This is a genomic window from Prosthecobacter fluviatilis (assembly GCF_042655725.1).
Lineage (GTDB): Bacteria > Verrucomicrobiota > Verrucomicrobiia > Verrucomicrobiales > Verrucomicrobiaceae > Prosthecobacter > Prosthecobacter fluviatilis.
In genome coordinates this window covers 155,091-169,540 of record NZ_JBHSMQ010000006.1, presented here as the reverse complement: position 1 = coordinate 169,540, position 14,450 = coordinate 155,091, and the positions used below count along the sequence as shown (strand labels likewise).

The 14,450-nt window shown below is 60.5% G+C and carries 11 protein-coding genes; 5 read left to right on the top strand and 6 right to left on the bottom strand.

All coding sequences use genetic code 11. From position 1 onward, the window contains the following. Positions 1 to 67 precede the first annotated feature (67 nt). Positions 68 to 1,237, bottom strand: a complete 1,170-nt coding sequence (locus ACFQDI_RS16925) for a glycosyltransferase family 4 protein (protein WP_377168908.1) — start codon at positions 1,235 to 1,237, stop codon at positions 68 to 70. Between the two features lie 12 nt (positions 1,238 to 1,249). Next, on the bottom strand, positions 1,250 to 2,764 hold the full coding sequence (rseP, locus tag ACFQDI_RS16920; protein WP_377168906.1) for an RIP metalloprotease RseP: 1,515 nt from the start codon (positions 2,762 to 2,764) through the stop codon (positions 1,250 to 1,252). A 178-nt stretch (positions 2,765 to 2,942) separates the two neighbouring features. Between rseP and ACFQDI_RS16915 the strand changes: the two genes are divergently transcribed. Beyond that, positions 2,943 to 3,725: a DUF3313 family protein gene (locus ACFQDI_RS16915; RefSeq protein ID WP_377168904.1), complete on the top strand. Its 783-nt coding sequence runs from the start codon at positions 2,943 to 2,945 to the stop codon at positions 3,723 to 3,725. A gap of 143 nt (positions 3,726 to 3,868) precedes the next feature. Further along, on the top strand, positions 3,869 to 4,330 hold the full coding sequence (locus tag ACFQDI_RS16910) for a hypothetical protein (RefSeq protein ID WP_377168902.1): 462 nt from the start codon (positions 3,869 to 3,871) through the stop codon (positions 4,328 to 4,330). A 34-nt stretch (positions 4,331 to 4,364) separates the two neighbouring features. Here ACFQDI_RS16910 and ACFQDI_RS16905 read toward each other — a convergent pair whose 3' ends face one another. The 3 genes from ACFQDI_RS16905 to ACFQDI_RS16895 all read right to left on the bottom strand — a co-directional run bounded on the left by ACFQDI_RS16905 (position 4,365) and on the right by ACFQDI_RS16895 (position 6,442). Then, positions 4,365 to 4,826 (bottom strand): RidA family protein, encoded by a 462-nt coding sequence (locus ACFQDI_RS16905; RefSeq protein ID WP_377168900.1) that lies wholly within the window; start codon positions 4,824 to 4,826, stop codon positions 4,365 to 4,367. A gap of 24 nt (positions 4,827 to 4,850) precedes the next feature. After that, positions 4,851 to 5,450, bottom strand: a complete 600-nt coding sequence (pgsA, locus tag ACFQDI_RS16900; RefSeq protein WP_377168899.1) for a CDP-diacylglycerol--glycerol-3-phosphate 3-phosphatidyltransferase — start codon at positions 5,448 to 5,450, stop codon at positions 4,851 to 4,853. Positions 5,451 to 5,578: 128 nt separating this feature from the next. Beyond that, positions 5,579 to 6,442 (bottom strand): alpha/beta hydrolase, encoded by an 864-nt coding sequence (locus tag ACFQDI_RS16895; RefSeq protein WP_377168897.1) that lies wholly within the window; start codon positions 6,440 to 6,442, stop codon positions 5,579 to 5,581. Positions 6,443 to 6,547: 105 nt separating this feature from the next. Between ACFQDI_RS16895 and ACFQDI_RS16890 the strand changes: the two genes are divergently transcribed. Both ACFQDI_RS16890 and ACFQDI_RS16885 read left to right on the top strand, forming a co-directional pair. Continuing rightward, complete coding sequence (locus ACFQDI_RS16890; protein WP_377168895.1) at positions 6,548 to 7,498, top strand: phosphatidate cytidylyltransferase; 951 nt, start codon at positions 6,548 to 6,550, stop codon at positions 7,496 to 7,498. Positions 7,499 to 7,539: 41 nt separating this feature from the next. After that, positions 7,540 to 10,611 carry a PSD1 and planctomycete cytochrome C domain-containing protein gene (locus ACFQDI_RS16885; RefSeq protein WP_377168893.1) on the top strand — a complete coding sequence of 1,024 codons (3,072 nt, stop codon included), beginning with the start codon at positions 7,540 to 7,542 and terminating at the stop codon, positions 10,609 to 10,611. Positions 10,612 to 11,200: 589 nt separating this feature from the next. On the opposite strand, the gene ACFQDI_RS16880 is transcribed toward ACFQDI_RS16885, so the two are convergent. Then, positions 11,201 to 11,563 carry a cupin domain-containing protein gene (locus ACFQDI_RS16880; RefSeq protein ID WP_377168891.1) on the bottom strand — a complete coding sequence of 121 codons (363 nt, stop codon included), beginning with the start codon at positions 11,561 to 11,563 and terminating at the stop codon, positions 11,201 to 11,203. Between the two features lie 160 nt (positions 11,564 to 11,723). On the opposite strand from ACFQDI_RS16880, the gene ACFQDI_RS16875 reads away from it, so the two are divergent. Then, entirely contained in the window at positions 11,724 to 14,435 is a 2,712-nt protein-coding gene (locus tag ACFQDI_RS16875) for a hypothetical protein (RefSeq protein ID WP_377168889.1), read from the top strand. The last annotated feature ends 15 nt before the right edge of the window (positions 14,436 to 14,450 follow it).

Sequence of the window (14,450 nt, the reverse complement as noted above, 5' to 3'; positions counted from 1 at the left end):
TAAGAACGCGGAGGCGTTTTGGCAAGACCCTAGGCTTCACCGGGCAAAATATTCACTAGAAAGGCCTTTAGGCGCTCTGATAGGCCGCCAGCAGCTCCTCCACGCTTCGTCCCCAGTTCAGCTCGCGTGTCAGTCGCGCATTCCCCGCAGCTCCCAAGGCTTGGCGGCGGGGCTCGTCGTCCAGCAGCTCCAGGATGGCATCCCCCAGCTGCTCCGCGGAGTTTTCCATGACATACACCGCGCTGTCTCCGGCTGAATAGCGGCCCTCCACGGTTCCAAACATCACCATCGGCCTGGAGAAGGCCATGTATTCCAGCACCTTGTTCATGGTGCAGTGGTCATTGTAGGCGTTGATCGGGTCGCAGGCGACGCCAAGATCCATCGTGCGCAAGGCGCGGCACAGATGCTCGTCACTGACCCTCCCTGGCATGCTGATGTGGTCCTGCAGACCCAGCCGGTCACGCAAAGCGACCAGTTCGGCATGCTCAGGCCCGGAGCCCATGAGCAGAAACTGCACATCTCTGCGCCCACGGTTTTTGACGATGTGGTCGGCGGCCTTCACCAGATAGTCCACGCCATCTGCGCTGCCCATGACTCCGATGTAACCAACGAGGTGTTTTTTTCCGGCACGCAACGATTCATCCGGCTCCGCGGCGGTGTTCATGCGGCTCGGCGCCGTACGCACCACGAATGCGCGCTCATCGCGCAGCCTGCCACGCCGCTTGACCGCGCTCAGCACACTCTGGTTGGTGGCGATCACCACATCCGCCAGCGCCAGCGTGCACCGCTCCGCGATGCGCACCGCCCAGTACATCAGTCCACGCCTGCCAAACTTCGCCTCAAACATCTCCGGCCAGAGGTCATGCACATCAAAAATGACCTTCACCCCGCCGAGCAGCTTGAACGGCAGCGCGATCAGGAACAGCAGATCAGGCGGATTGCACAGGTGAATAACATCAAAGCCCCCACGTCTCCAGGCCTTGAGAGCACACCTGAGCTCCCCCCAAAGCGCCGAAACGTATTCAGCTATGAAGCCGCCCAGTGATCCCGCTTCCCCGCTGATCCAGTGCCGGTAGATCTGGATGCCTTCCAGCACCTCCTCCGGCTGTGTGTACCCTCGCATCTGCGGGCACACCACAGTCACCTCATGCCCTGCATCACGCAGCGCGCAGGCCTCCTGCCAGACGCGCCGGTCGAAGGGAACAGGAAGGTTCTCGACGAGGATCAGGACGCGCATAAGCGGCGGAAATCACGCGCCCCCGGCGGCGCGTTGTTCTTTGGAAAGCCACTCAATCTTCAGCACCTTGCCCTCTTTGCCACCGCCTCCAAAAATGTCCCCGGTGTCCTTGAGGGTGACAAAGATGATGAAGCCGAAGAGCATCAGAGCGCAGGCGGTTTGCACGTATTCAAGAATCCTCCCCTGCGGCGGCTTGCGGCGGATCGCCTCCGCGATCGCCATGGTGATGTGCCCGCCATCCAGCACCGGGAAAGGCATCATGTTCAGGATGGCCAGGTTGATGTTGAAGACCACGCTGAACCACAGCACCAGGCGCCAGCCGTCCGGGTGCTCAAATAGCTTGTAATACAGGCGCCCCACACCGACCGGGCCGCTCATGTGCGCCGGGCTCAGGTCAGACTTGGGAGACAGCAGCTTGGAAACCAGATTGCCCATGTGCCTCACAGCATCGCTGATCTGCTCCCAGGGGCTGATGTGCCGGGGGACGCGTCTCCCTTCCGTATCCCAGGTGATGCCGACCATCGGGTATTCCTGGTGATCTTCCGTGACCTCCTTGAGATTGTTTTTGTCCGGAATCCGCGGCAGCACGGAGACCTGGAGGGCCTTGCCAGCACGCTCGACGCCCAGCACAATCGTCTTGCCAGGGTTGGCTTTGATGTAGTCACTCAGCTGCCCCATGCTGCGCAGTGTCTTGCCATCCACGCTCAGCACCATGTCGTTGGCCAGAATGCCCGCCTCATCTGCAGGGCTGTTTTTGGCCACTCCCGCCACCATGGGCGTCATCTGGCCTTCGAGGCCGATGGAACGCAGCTCAGGCCTTTTGAAAATCGCGCGCCACCAGGAGACCGGCTCCTCCTTTTTCTCGCTCTTGGGCCAGGCCTTCGGATCCACGTTGAATTTCATCCCCCCCGTTCCAGGACGTTCCACTTCAATCGCAATCGTCTCGCCTTCGCTCGCCACCACACCCCAGCGCACGCTGTCCACCAGCCCTTCAAAACGTTTCACTGGCGCACCATCAACGCTGAGGATTTTGTCTCCGGACTGCAGGCCCGCTTTGTACGCCGGACTGTCTTTGAGGACATAGCCCACGACAGATGTGGCGTGGGATTCACTCTCCGGCTTGCCCACTTTCCAGACCGCCACCGCAAACACACATGCCAGCATGAAGCTGAACAGCGGACCTGCAAAAGCCACGATGGCCTTGTCCAGCGGCGTGATCGGCGGCAGCACCTCCTGGCTCGTCTCCCCTTCGAGTCCTCCCATAGGAGCCATTTGCGGCAGGGCCACAAAGCCGCCCGCCGGTATGCTGCCAAGCCCGTACTCGACTCCATTGATCGTCTTCTTCCAGAGCGGCTTGCCAAACCAGATGTAGAATTTTTCCACCTTAAGACCACGCCAGCGCGCCGCAAGAAAGTGGCCCCATTCATGCACCACAATCATGAGGTTGAACACGAGGACCACCTCCAAAATGAGGATGATGAACCGGAGGATTTCACCGAAGGAACCGAGAGAGGAAAGCCATGCCATAAAATTGGAAGGAAGAGATCAGGCGGAGCGCGGCGGAATTGCCGGCGCACTGCATGACTGGGCCGGAAAGCTAACACCCCCCCATGACTGGTGCAAATGCTGCGGGGAAGTTTGTGTTGAGCCTAAAGCATGAAAGATTTGCCATTCGCCTCTCTCAAACGTATCCCCCTACAGTTCCATGATACTGACCCGTGCCACCCTTTTCCTGCTCATCCCCTGGATGATGATCTCCTGCCGTAGTGCCAAAAGCGTGGTGGTGGCCGTTGACGTCAAGCCCACGGCTTTTCTGCCTCATGCCAAGGAACTCAAGGAAGACCGCAAACGCTCCCCTTTTCTTGGCAACTGGTGGAGTACCGACAAGAAAGTTCTGGCGGCTGCCGAGAAGGTGAAGTCGATCTACATCGCCCCCGTGGTTTCTGATGAGCTGCGGGCTTCGACTCAAAAATTTGCGCTCATGGAGTTCAGCAAGGAGCGGCGTGATTCCAAGGTGAAGGACTTGGTGCGCTATACGCATGATAGATTCGTCAAGGCTTTCAAGTCGAACAAAAAATCTCGCTACACCGTTGTCGACGCGCCCTCCAAAGACGCCATGACATTGAAGCTCTCGATCATTGAGTGGGAGCCAAATACCTACTCGGGACTGGTCGTGCGGGAGGCGCTGGACATGGCGATCCCGGTGCCGTTCACTCCCGTCGGCAGTATCGTCGGAAAATCGGCACGCCCTGCCATCGCCATTCAAGGAGTTTTGACCGAGCCAAAGACCGGCAAATCCGTCTTCGAGTTTGCTGACAAGGAAGAGACCCGAATGGCGGTGCTCCTCTTCTTTCCCAATGAGCTGACTCCCACCGGCCAGGCAAAGTTTGCCATTCGCGAATGGGCATCGCAGTTTGAAAAGCTCATGAGCACACCTCCGGACAAAAAGGTGAGAGACAGCATGCCCATCCAGCTCATGGAATTCTAAGTTTGCTGAAGTTTTTCAGGGCGGCTTGTCCATAAAATTCAGAACCACTCCATCCGGGCGAAATTATACCCGAGAGGCGCTGAGGTTTAGGCGTTGCCTGTGGGACGGATTTGGTGCGCTATTCAAGCCTGCACTCCTTCGCCATGAAAAAGCCGCTTCTTCAATCTCTGGTGATTCTGCTCGCCGGTCTTTCACTGACCCTCACTGCCTGCCAGTATCCCTGCGCCTACAATAGCTCAGGCCCGTATCGCGGCACCTTCACCCCCTACCCCGCCATAGGCCGTGGCCCGCTGGGAGATCTCGCAGCCAGCACCCTTGGCTCCAACCGTGACCACTATTACTATGTGATCCGCGGTGCTCACACAGGGACGCGCAGCTACTCCATCCGCCCTTGGTATGCAGGCGCTGGCAGCTACCCAGCTCGCTATCCTGCTTCCTACCAGCTGCACCCCTATTACTCGAACAGCATTTTCAGCAGCCCGTACTACAGCCGCAGCCCTTCGTCCATCTGCAGCAGGACCAACCGTCCATGGGGCGGTGGCTACGGCTTTGGGCAGCCCTTTAGCTGGGGCACCGGTCTGGGCCTCGGATCATGCTGGTTCTGAGTCTGGCTGCCGGCAGGCGCTGGTCTCCCGGGGCTCAGTGCAGCTCAAAGATACCCTCAATCTCAACGGCGATGTTCCCCGGCAGCGAGCCCATGCCCACGGCGCTGCGTGCCCCGATGCCGCACTCCTCGCCCCAGATTTCGCCAAAAAGCTCGCTGCAGCCGTTGATGACCTTCGGATGATCACCAAAGTCCGCCGTGCAGTTGACCATGCCGAGCAGTTTCACCACGCGCTTCACACGGTCCAGGCTGCCCAGCTCGCTTTTCAGGGTGGCCAGCAAGGCCAGGCCTGTCTGCTTTGCTGCCGCCTTGCCCGCTTCGAGATCGAGATCCATGCCCACACGGCCAATGAGGTACTCGCCCTCTCCCAGGTAGGGCCCGTGACCGGACACATAGGCAATGTTCCCGACAATCACGACGGGTTTGTACACCCCCCCGCGTGGTGGTGCTGGAGGAAGTGTGAGACCGAGGGCGGCAAGCTGTTGTTCTGCGTTCATAGCATCAGGTTGGGTGGGAAAGCTTTAGGCATCGTCAAACAAATGCCGATTCTTCCAAAAGTAGCTAAATCCGGAGACCAGCGTCAGCAATGTCGTGAAATAGACCAAGGCTGAAGCCACCACACGCTCCACTTCCAGATTCGCCGTAAACGCAGGGTGTGTGAAGCCAAAGATCGGCTCCTCAGATGCGCGGCGCATCATGAAATAGATCACCGTCAAAATCTGCCACAGCATCTTGTGCTTCCCCAGTTTTTCCGCGGAAAGCACCGCCCCCTGCCCCGCCGCCACCAGCCGTATCCCGGTCACAAAAAACTCACGCGCCAGGATCACAATCGTGATCCACGCAGGCATCCGCGCTGCTTCTGGAATGCCCTTGTCCGAGGACAGCAGCACAAAAGCTGCGGCAATGAGGATCTTGTCCGCCAGCGGATCAAACAGCTTGCCGAAGTTGGTCACGATCCCGCGCGCACGCGCGATCTGCCCGTCAAAATAGTCTGTGGCCGAGGCAATGCCGAAGATGATCAGCGCCAGCGAAACCGTGTTCGACCACGGGATGTAAAAACACACCACAAACACCGCCGTCAGGATCAGGCGTGAGAGGGTGAGTTTGTTCGGCAGATTCATACAGGTTGGAGTTCTCTGTCTAGCGATGGAATCCCCCCCCTGTCAATGACGGTCCTGCAACGAAAGCACTTTGCTCGCGCATGGATGCAGCGGCCTCCCGTTTCACACTCATGCCAGGGCGGTCAAAATCACATCTCCGGAGGCTTGGCCAGTGTGGGCTCTCCTTTCAGCCACCCCAGCGAGACCAGGAACTTGTCCGTGGCCAGCAAAGTCTCGTAGTAAAACTGCATCTTGCCACCCTTGCCGGGATTGAAGAAACCATGCCCCTGCCCCTCATAAAAGATCGCCTCACAGCGCACGCCTGCCTTTTCCATGTTTGCCTTGAAACGCTCCACCACCGCCACCGGAATCAGCTTGTCCTGCGTGCCCAGAAACACGATCGCCGGAGGGTCATCGGCGCTGATGTTGTGCGCCGGCGAGTACTCCTTGTAGCGCTCCCCCACCCGGCTGTATCCCCAGCCCTGGTCCGGCCCGTTGTCAAAAACGGGATTGAACAGGGCCAGCGCGTTTGCCCTCGGCGAAATCTTCACATCGTCCTGCGGATCATCCAGCCCCTCCACCATGCCCACAAACGCCGCAAGATGCCCGCCCGCGCTGCCACCTCCGGCACCGATCCGATTCGGATCAATGCCCAGCTCCTCCGCATGCCCGCGCACCCACCGCATCGCCGACTTCGCATCATGCACGCAGTCAATCGGCGGCCCCGCGTCCCCCTTCTTGATCAGACGATACTCCACCTGCACACACACCATCCCACGCGTCGCCAGATACTCGCTGTGCTGCGTGAACTGAGTCGGCCCGCCGCCCACCCATCCGCCGCCGTGGAAAAAAACCATCGCCGGCCGCTGATCCGTCGCCTTCCAGTCCGGCGGATTGACCACGGTGAGCTTGAGCTCACGTTCACCCACCTTTTTGTAAATGCGCGTGGTCGGTTCGGCAGCGGGCAGCGCCGGGAGCAGGGCAATGAGAAAACCGATGATGCAGAGCTTCATGTTGGAGCAGGAAAATGTGAAGAGGACGATCCGTGGCCTACAACGGCGATGACCTAATCCAGTTTGCAAAAGAAGCGAAACGACCGTTCCTCTCCCTCATCTGGTATGAAAATCCTCTCTGACCCGGCTCTGTCCTGGCTTCTTGGCGGCACTCTCGCATTGCTCGTCGTCGCTTCGCTCATCGGCTGGGTTCTGGCTAAACGTGCGACATCCGAGGCCGCCAAAACCACCGTCGCAAACCTGAACGCGCGCACCCGGGCTTGGTGGGGCATGGTGGCCGTCTTTGCCGCGGCGCTCGCTGTCGGGCCGGTCGGCACGGCCCTGATGTTTTTCTTCAGTTCCTTCATGGCATTGCGTGAGTTCATCACCCTCACCCCCACCAGACCCGCCGACCACCGCACCCTCTTCTGGGTCTTCTTCATCATCACACCGCTGCATTACTGCTTTCTGGCGACCAATTGGTACCTCATGTTCCTTATCCTGATCCCGGTCTATGCCTTCCTGTTTGTCCCCATGCGCTCGGCACTGGCCGGTGACTGTGAAAACTTCCTCGAACGCACCTCCAAAATTCAGTGGGGGCTCATGATCTGTGTTTACTGCATCAGCTACGCACCTGCGATCCTCTGGATGGATCTGCCCAGCTGGCCCCAGCAGCGCGCCAAGCTGCTCTTCTGGTTCATCACCGTCGTCGAGATGAGCGACGTGATGCAGTACGTCTGGGGCAAGACCTGCGGCAGGCGCAAGATCGCTCCCACCGTGAGCCCCGGCAAAACCTGGGAGGGCTTCATCGGCGGCGGCCTCACCACCACCGCACTCGGCGCCTCCCTTTGGTGGGCCACCCCGTTCTCTCCGCTGCAGGCCGCAGCCATGGCCGCTCTGGTCGTGACCATGGGCTTTTTCGGCGGACTCGTGATGTCTGCCATCAAGCGTGATCGCGGCGTGAAGGACTGGGGCGGCGCCATTGCAGGCCATGGCGGTTTCATGGACCGCCTGGACTCCCTCGCCTTCGCCGCCCCCGTTTTTTTCCACGCCACCTGCTATTTCTTTGGCCGCTGAAGACGGAAAGCCTGGCGGGATGAGCTTCGTACTCCAAGACCATGCTCCTCCGCGCCTTCATCGCAGCCTCCCTCCTGACCGCTACCGCCTCTGCGGCGACGAAGCTCGACTTCAACCGCGACATCCGGCCCATCCTCAGTGACAACTGCTTTGCCTGCCACGGCTTTGACGCCAAGAAGCGCAAGGCCGACCTCCGGCTCGATGTCCCGGAAGTCGCCTTCAAGGCCATCGATGGCGTGTTCCCCATCAAGCCCGGCAGCCCCGAGGCCAGCTCCATCATTCAGCGCATCCTCACCAAGGATCAGAACGAGGTGATGCCTCCTCCCGAGTCCAACAAGCACATCACACCAGCCCAGGCGGAAATTCTCCAGCGCTGGATCAAGGAGGGCGCCGAATACAAGAAACACTGGTCTTTCGAAGCCCCCGTCAAAACAGCCCCCCCATCGGTCAAAGGCCCGGTCCGAAACGGCATCGACGCATTCATCCAGTCACGGCTCAGCAAGGAAGGCCTTTCTCCTTCCCCCGAAGCAAACAAGGAAACACTCATCCGCCGCGTCACCCTCGATCTCACAGGCCTGCCACCCACGCCCGCGGAGATCGACGCCTTTCTCGCAGACACCTCCCCTGACGCCTATGAGAAGGTTGTCTCCCGCCTGCTCAAATCCGAACGCTACGGAGAGCACATGGGCCGCTACTGGCTCGATGCCGCCCGTTACGCAGACACCCATGGCCTGCACCTCGACAACGAACGCAGCATGTGGCCCTACCGCGACTGGGTCGTGCGCGCTTTCAACCAAAACCTCCCCTACGACCAGTTCACCATCTGGCAGCTCGCCGGAGACCTCCTCCCGAACGCCACCGTGGACCAGCAGATCGCCTCCGGCTTCAACCGCTGCAACGTCACCACCAGCGAAGGCGGCAGCATCAATGAAGAGTTCATCTTCCGCTACGCTGTGGACCGTGCGGACTCCACCGTCGCCGTCTGGATGGGCCTCACTGCTGGCTGCGCCGTCTGCCATGACCACAAGTTCGACCCCATCTCACAAAAGGAGTTTTATTCTCTCTACGCCTTCTTCAACAGCGCCGCAGATCCCGCCATGGATGGCAACATCCTCCTCACCCCACCCATCCTGCGTCTGAGCACCGCCGAGCAGAAAAAGCAGCTCGCTGAGCTGGATCAAAACATCGCCGCGGCTCAGACGAAGATTCGCGCCGCCATCCAAACTATCAACTATACCGACCCCGCCACTCAGACTCCCGCTCCTCCAATTCAGACCAGCGAACTCGTCTGGTTTGAAGATGCCTTCCCCGTGAAAGCCGATTTTTCAGGTGAGCCCACGCAGCTCATCACCAAGGACAAGGGCCCTGTCTTCAGCGGCAATGCAGCTCTCAAACGAACCGCCACCGGTGTCGCTCAGGACTTCTTCGCCAATGGCGCCAAGTATGAAATTCCGCCCAACGGCAAGATCAGCGTCCAGTGCTACATCGACCCCGCCAATCCGCCCAAGGCCATCATGCTCCAGTTCCACACCGCCGGCTGGAATCACCGCGCTGTCTGGGGCCAGGAGGGGGCCATCCCCTTCGGGCAGGTTCGCACCCCTGAAAAAGTGCAGATGGGTGAGCTTCCCAAAGCAGGCGAATGGGTGAAGCTCGAAGTGCCGGCAGAGCGCCTGGGCCTCAAGCCCGGCATCAAGGTGACCGGCTACGCCTTCACCCAGTTCGGCGGCACCGTTTACTGGGACCGCCTCGCCATGACCTCACGCGTCGATCCCGCCAAAGACCCCCAGTGGTCCTGGAGCAAGTGGATCGAAAAAAACCAGGGCAAGCGTGTCGCCGAACTCCCCAACGACCTGCAGACACTCGTGCGCGGCAAAAAACCTGCCGAGTGGTCTGAGAAAGACGCCACACGGCTCAAGGAGTGGTGGTTCGAAAATGAATATCAGGGGGCTCGCAGTCTGGTCGAAGGCGCACGCGCCGAAAAGCTCGCTCTCGAGTCACAGAAAAAGACCTTGGATGATGTCATCCCCGCCACCTTCATCATGGCAGACCTGCCGGAAAAGCGTGAGAGCTTCGTCATGGATCGCGGTCAGTATGACAAGCCGAAAGACAAGGTCACCCGTGGCACTCCGGCCATTTTCCCACCTCTCCCCGCACAGGCCGACTACACACGGCTCGATCTCGCCAAATGGCTCGTCAGCCCTCAGCATCCCCTCACCGCTCGCGTCCAGGTAAACCGTCTCTGGCAGCAGTTCTTCGGCACCGGCCTTGTCAAGACCAGCAACGACTTCGGCTCCCAGGGAGAGCCCCCCAGCCATCCCGAACTGCTCGACTGGCTCGCCGTCACCTTCCGCGAAAACGGCTGGGACATGAAAGCCTTCGTCACCCTGCTCGTCACCTCCCACACATACAAGCAGGATGCCCGGTGCCCCGATCTCGCGCTGCAAAAGGACCCGGAGAACCGCCTCCTCGCCCGCGGCCCTCGCTTCCGTCTCGATGCCGAAGCCGTGCGTGACCAGGCCTTGTTCGTTTCTGGTCTGCTCAGCCCCAAAATTGGCGGCAAAGGCGTCAAACCCTATCAGCCCGAAAACATCTGGGAGCCCGTCGGCTTCGGCGGCAGCAACACCCGCAACTACATCCAGGACCACGGCGAATCCCTCTACCGCCGCAGCCTCTACACCTTCTGGAAGCGCACCGCCCCGCCGCCCAACATGACCTCCTTCGACGCCCCAAACCGCGAGAGCTACTGCCTGCGCCGCGAGCGCAGCAACACCCCGCTCCAGGCCCTCACCCTCATGAACGACATCCAGTTCTTCGAGGCCGCGCGCAACTTCGCCCAGCACGTCATGCAGGCAAACACCGGCACCGACGCCCGCATCACCGCCCTCTTCCGTACCGCCACCGGCCGCTACCCCAGCGCCCAGGAGGCCGAACTCATCCTCCAGTCCTTCCAAAAGGAACTCGCCGCCTACACTGCCAAGCCCGAGGAAGCCAAAAAGGCCATCACCTACGGCGAATCCAAGCCCGACGAAAAGCTCAACCCCGCCGAACTCGCCGCCTGGACCATGGTCGCCAATCTCGTCCTCAACCTCGACGAAGTGGTGACCAAGGGGTGAAACAACCATGGCCCCCTTGGAATGCCCATCATCTTGGAGAGGTTCGGCTGAGATTTGGACGCCGAATAGACAGACCCGAAGCAGCTGGCCGCTTGGTAAACTTCATTGGAGTCCCGGCAGGATTGAGATCCAGGCTGTGGGAGCAAGACTGGCATTCACGCCGACTCAAGTCATCGAGCTGCGGTTTTACCAATGGCCTCTGCCCACTCTCAAAGTGGTGATCAAAAATGGAAATCAGCATGCGCTGGTGACTTTCAGTGCCTTTCGAGGCAGTCGTATCCGGGCCGTTCTCGACACATGTGGTTTTCAGATCACAAAATACTGCCGCTGGAATATTGGAGGTGATACATCCAAGGACATGAAAACTTATGGCCTGTTTGATGCCCCCGACTGAGTCATAGCATGCCTGGTAGAAAACGGGTCTGTTTTACACCCAGCTCCACGGGAAAAGCAGGATGCCTCACGCAGGTCTTCTGGAGGAGACGGGTTGTCACGATCCCTCAACACTCTGCGATCCCCACTGTCCGCACCTCCACAAACCTTCGGGTCTCCGAAGCGAGATAGCGCCCATTTACCACGGTTCATGGTATCACCCCTCAAACTCCGTCTCTCGATCTGCTGAAGAAAAGCAGATCATCATCTCCGCATCCACGCCATCCAGCGCCCTCGCATTGTGCCACTGCCCCGCCGGAATCGAGATCGTGTCCCCCGCATTCAGCACAAACTTTTGATCCCCCAGGCTGTGCTCCAGCCTGCCCTTGAGCAGGTGCAGGATTTCATCGCAGTTCGGGTGGCGGTGCCTCGGGTTCGTCTGGTCCGCCGGGATGATCACATGCCCAAGGGTCATCGTGGTGGAGTTGCCCATTTCCCTCGATGCCAGCCAGGTGAGCTTCCCCCACGGCTGGTCGATCAAAATACCCTCGGCAAAACTGCGGATAGGAGAACGGTTCATGATGCTCGTCATGATTCCCGCGACGCTCTGTTTGGCGACTGATTTTTGGATTGTGTAAGGCGGGTAAGTTGTTTGTAAGCCAGTGCCTCACGCATTGCTTCTAATTATTGAAACTCTATCATGACGGCGTTCGCAGTTCTGAAAGCCCAACGCCTTTGTCATGCACCCCGCATCACTCACTTCACAGTTCACGCGCTCCTTGAATCGCCTGCTGTCGAAACTCCGCGTTCTCGGCTTTTTGGGACTGACGAGCATCTCAGCCGTGGCGATGGATCTGCCGGCTTATCGCAGCCTGTTTGTTGATCAGTCTCAGCGCCCAGATCCTCGTTCCCTCGCCGCCTTCGACCTCTCCGTTTTGAACCCGCAGGCAGAGCTCGACATGGAGCCCGGCCATGCCCTGGGGAATCATTACTATGCACTGCTGGATGTGGCCCACTTCCGCAACGGATCTCACGCCGCGATGAAGTGCCTGGAGCGCCAGGTGGCCTCAAAGCCCTCTGCCTCCGACCAGCAAACCCGCATTGTCGATCCTGCAGCCCCCCAGTGGGTCTCCTGGGTGGTCGAAGCACTTGCCGATCCCGCAGCAAAAAAAGGCTTCGACGGCTTCGTCCTCAGCCTCGGCTCTGAAGCAGCCACTCCCGCAGCCCGCAGCGCCATCCTTTCGCTCGCCGCCACCCTGCGCCTCCGCTATCCCGACAAGCACCTCCTGCTCGACCTCCGTCTCGCACTCGGCGTGGAGGCCGTGCACCTCGCCAGCGGGTTTCTGGCCCTCGGCGTTTACACCCGCGAAGGCAGAAACGGCGCCGCAGACTGGACGCCTCTTGCAGAGGCTCAGCGTCTCACACGCCTCATCCGCACAGTGCAGATGCAGGGCATGCGTGTCTTCGCTGTAGAGTACGCCTCGGCAGACGACCGCGCCGCCTGCCTTGAAGCCGCTCAGCGCCTCACCAGCTTCGGGGTCCTTCCTTTCGTCACCACCACGGCGCTCACCGGCGTCAACCTGGGTCCTTGGGAGGAAGCCTCCCGCCGCGTCCTCGTGCTGCATGGCTGGGATGAAAAACACGTCGGCGAAAAGTCGCCGCCTGTGGCATCCACCCTCACCTCTCGCCTCATGCGCCAGTCGCTCGAATGGCTCGGCTGCGAGCTCGATTTTCGCCAGGCAAGCGGCGCCTCCTTTCTGCCCGCAGATCACAATTTCGCCGCCGTCATTCTCGACTCCGGCCTGGTGCTCAGTCCCGATCAGCAACGCACGCTCGCCGCCTGGCTGCCTTCGCTGCGTGTCCGCAGGATCCCGCTGCTCCTCACCGGCATGCCTTGGACGGACGACACAGCACGCCAGCTTGCCATGCAGCATCTCGGCCTCGGCGGCAGCGCCCGCCCTGCGGCCCGCCTCGTCAAAACAAACGTCGTTGCCATGGACTCCGCCCTGCTGCGCGTGAACTCCAGGATCACTTCACACACGCTCGGCTTTCTCGATCTTGAAGCCCCTGCAGACGCACACATCGTTCTCGGTCTCCATGGCCAGGATGCCATGGGTACAGCTCATCGTTTTGACCAGGCCTTCCTCTCCAGCTGGGGCGGAGCCTGGGTGGACCCGGCTGCCCAGGCCGCCACTGCGCAGCTCGATCTTCCCGCATTCCTCACCCAATGGCTTGGCACAGACCGCAGCCTTCCGGTCCCGGACACCACCACCCGCACCGGACGCCAGGTGTTTTACAGCCACATCGAAAGCACCGGCTTTTCCACCCCTTCCACACTGCCCGGCTTTCCCCTCTGCGCCGAAGTCATGCGTGACCGCATCATCGGCCGCAGCCTGCTGCCCATCACCGTTTCAGTTTGCGAGGCCGAGTTGCGCGCCTGGCTGCCCGGTCAGAAGCCCGGCGAAGCAGAACGGCTGGAGCACGTGGCCCGCAGCATGTTTGAAATGCTTCAGGTCCAGGCCGCTTCGAACTCCTTTTCCCGCCCTTCCCAGTGGACCCCCGGCATCGCCATCTCCAGCACGCTCAATGAGCGCGCCAGCTCCGCACGCCATGACATGGAGCGCGAAATCGCCGGCTCCATGAGTTACATCCACCGCCGCCTGCTGCCCCTTGGCAAGGAGGTCAGCCTCATGCTCTGGCCCGCCAAAGCAGCCCCCTCCCCGGAAGCTTTGCGCTACTGCCGCACCATGAAAGTCGAGAGCCTCCCGGCGCACTCTGGCTTTGACCCCATCTCCAGCCCCTCCGGCTCCCGCAATCCCCCTCGCCTGGAACCGCTCGCCATTCGCTGCAGCTTTGCGGATGTGCGCACCGCCGCAGGCCTTGCCTCGCTCGAAAAAACCTTCGCCGCATGCTCAGAGCAGCCCCTGCACGCCATGACTGCGGCGGCTTATGCAGCCAGCGTTCGCGACGCACAGCACACCCGCATTCTCCGGGCCGCGCCAGATCATTGGATCATCCTCAACAAAGGCGAATGCCGCACCCTGAGGCTGCCCGTGACCGCCGGCCTGCCAGACATGGCGCGCTGCCAGGGGGTTTCAGGCTACAATGTGCATCAGGGCCAGCTCTACATCCACACCATGGGCCGCGCCCGCACCGAGCTTGTGCTCACCAAAGACAGGCCTGCTCAGCACATTCACCTCGCGGAGTGCAGCACCGCCGTCTCCTTCTTTGAGCTGACACCGGGCCGCGCCACCTTCCAGGTGCGTGACCTCCGCCCCGTGGAGATCGTCCTGGGTGGTTTTGAGCCTCGCGGACAGTGCGCCTACCTCGAAAATGGCCGCCCCTACACCGCACATGCAGATTCACAGGGCTTCGTCCGCCTCGAAGTCGCCTGCCGTTCCACCGTCTCTCTCCAGTCCCTGCCGCCTGCCGCACACGCGGCCATGCGCTGATCACCCCCGCATTCC

What these genes read in the sequence shown, in the direction of transcription:
- ACFQDI_RS16925 (WP_377168908.1), bottom strand. Translation starts at nt 1,237, where the DNA reads ATGCGCGTCCTGATCCTCGTCGAGAACCTTCCTGTTCCCTTCGACCGG.
- rseP (WP_377168906.1), bottom strand. Translation starts at nt 2,764, where the DNA reads ATGGCATGGCTTTCCTCTCTCGGTTCCTTCGGTGAAATCCTCCGGTTC.
- ACFQDI_RS16915 (WP_377168904.1), top strand. Translation starts at nt 2,943, where the DNA reads ATGATACTGACCCGTGCCACCCTTTTCCTGCTCATCCCCTGGATGATG.
- ACFQDI_RS16910 (WP_377168902.1), top strand. Translation starts at nt 3,869, where the DNA reads ATGAAAAAGCCGCTTCTTCAATCTCTGGTGATTCTGCTCGCCGGTCTT.
- ACFQDI_RS16905 (WP_377168900.1), bottom strand. Translation starts at nt 4,826, where the DNA reads ATGAACGCAGAACAACAGCTTGCCGCCCTCGGTCTCACACTTCCTCCA.
- pgsA (WP_377168899.1), bottom strand. Translation starts at nt 5,450, where the DNA reads ATGAATCTGCCGAACAAACTCACCCTCTCACGCCTGATCCTGACGGCG.
- ACFQDI_RS16895 (WP_377168897.1), bottom strand. Translation starts at nt 6,442, where the DNA reads ATGAAGCTCTGCATCATCGGTTTTCTCATTGCCCTGCTCCCGGCGCTG.
- ACFQDI_RS16890 (WP_377168895.1), top strand. Translation starts at nt 6,548, where the DNA reads ATGAAAATCCTCTCTGACCCGGCTCTGTCCTGGCTTCTTGGCGGCACT.
- ACFQDI_RS16885 (WP_377168893.1), top strand. Translation starts at nt 7,540, where the DNA reads ATGCTCCTCCGCGCCTTCATCGCAGCCTCCCTCCTGACCGCTACCGCC.
- ACFQDI_RS16880 (WP_377168891.1), bottom strand. Translation starts at nt 11,563, where the DNA reads ATGAACCGTTCTCCTATCCGCAGTTTTGCCGAGGGTATTTTGATCGAC.
- ACFQDI_RS16875 (WP_377168889.1), top strand. Translation starts at nt 11,724, where the DNA reads ATGCACCCCGCATCACTCACTTCACAGTTCACGCGCTCCTTGAATCGC.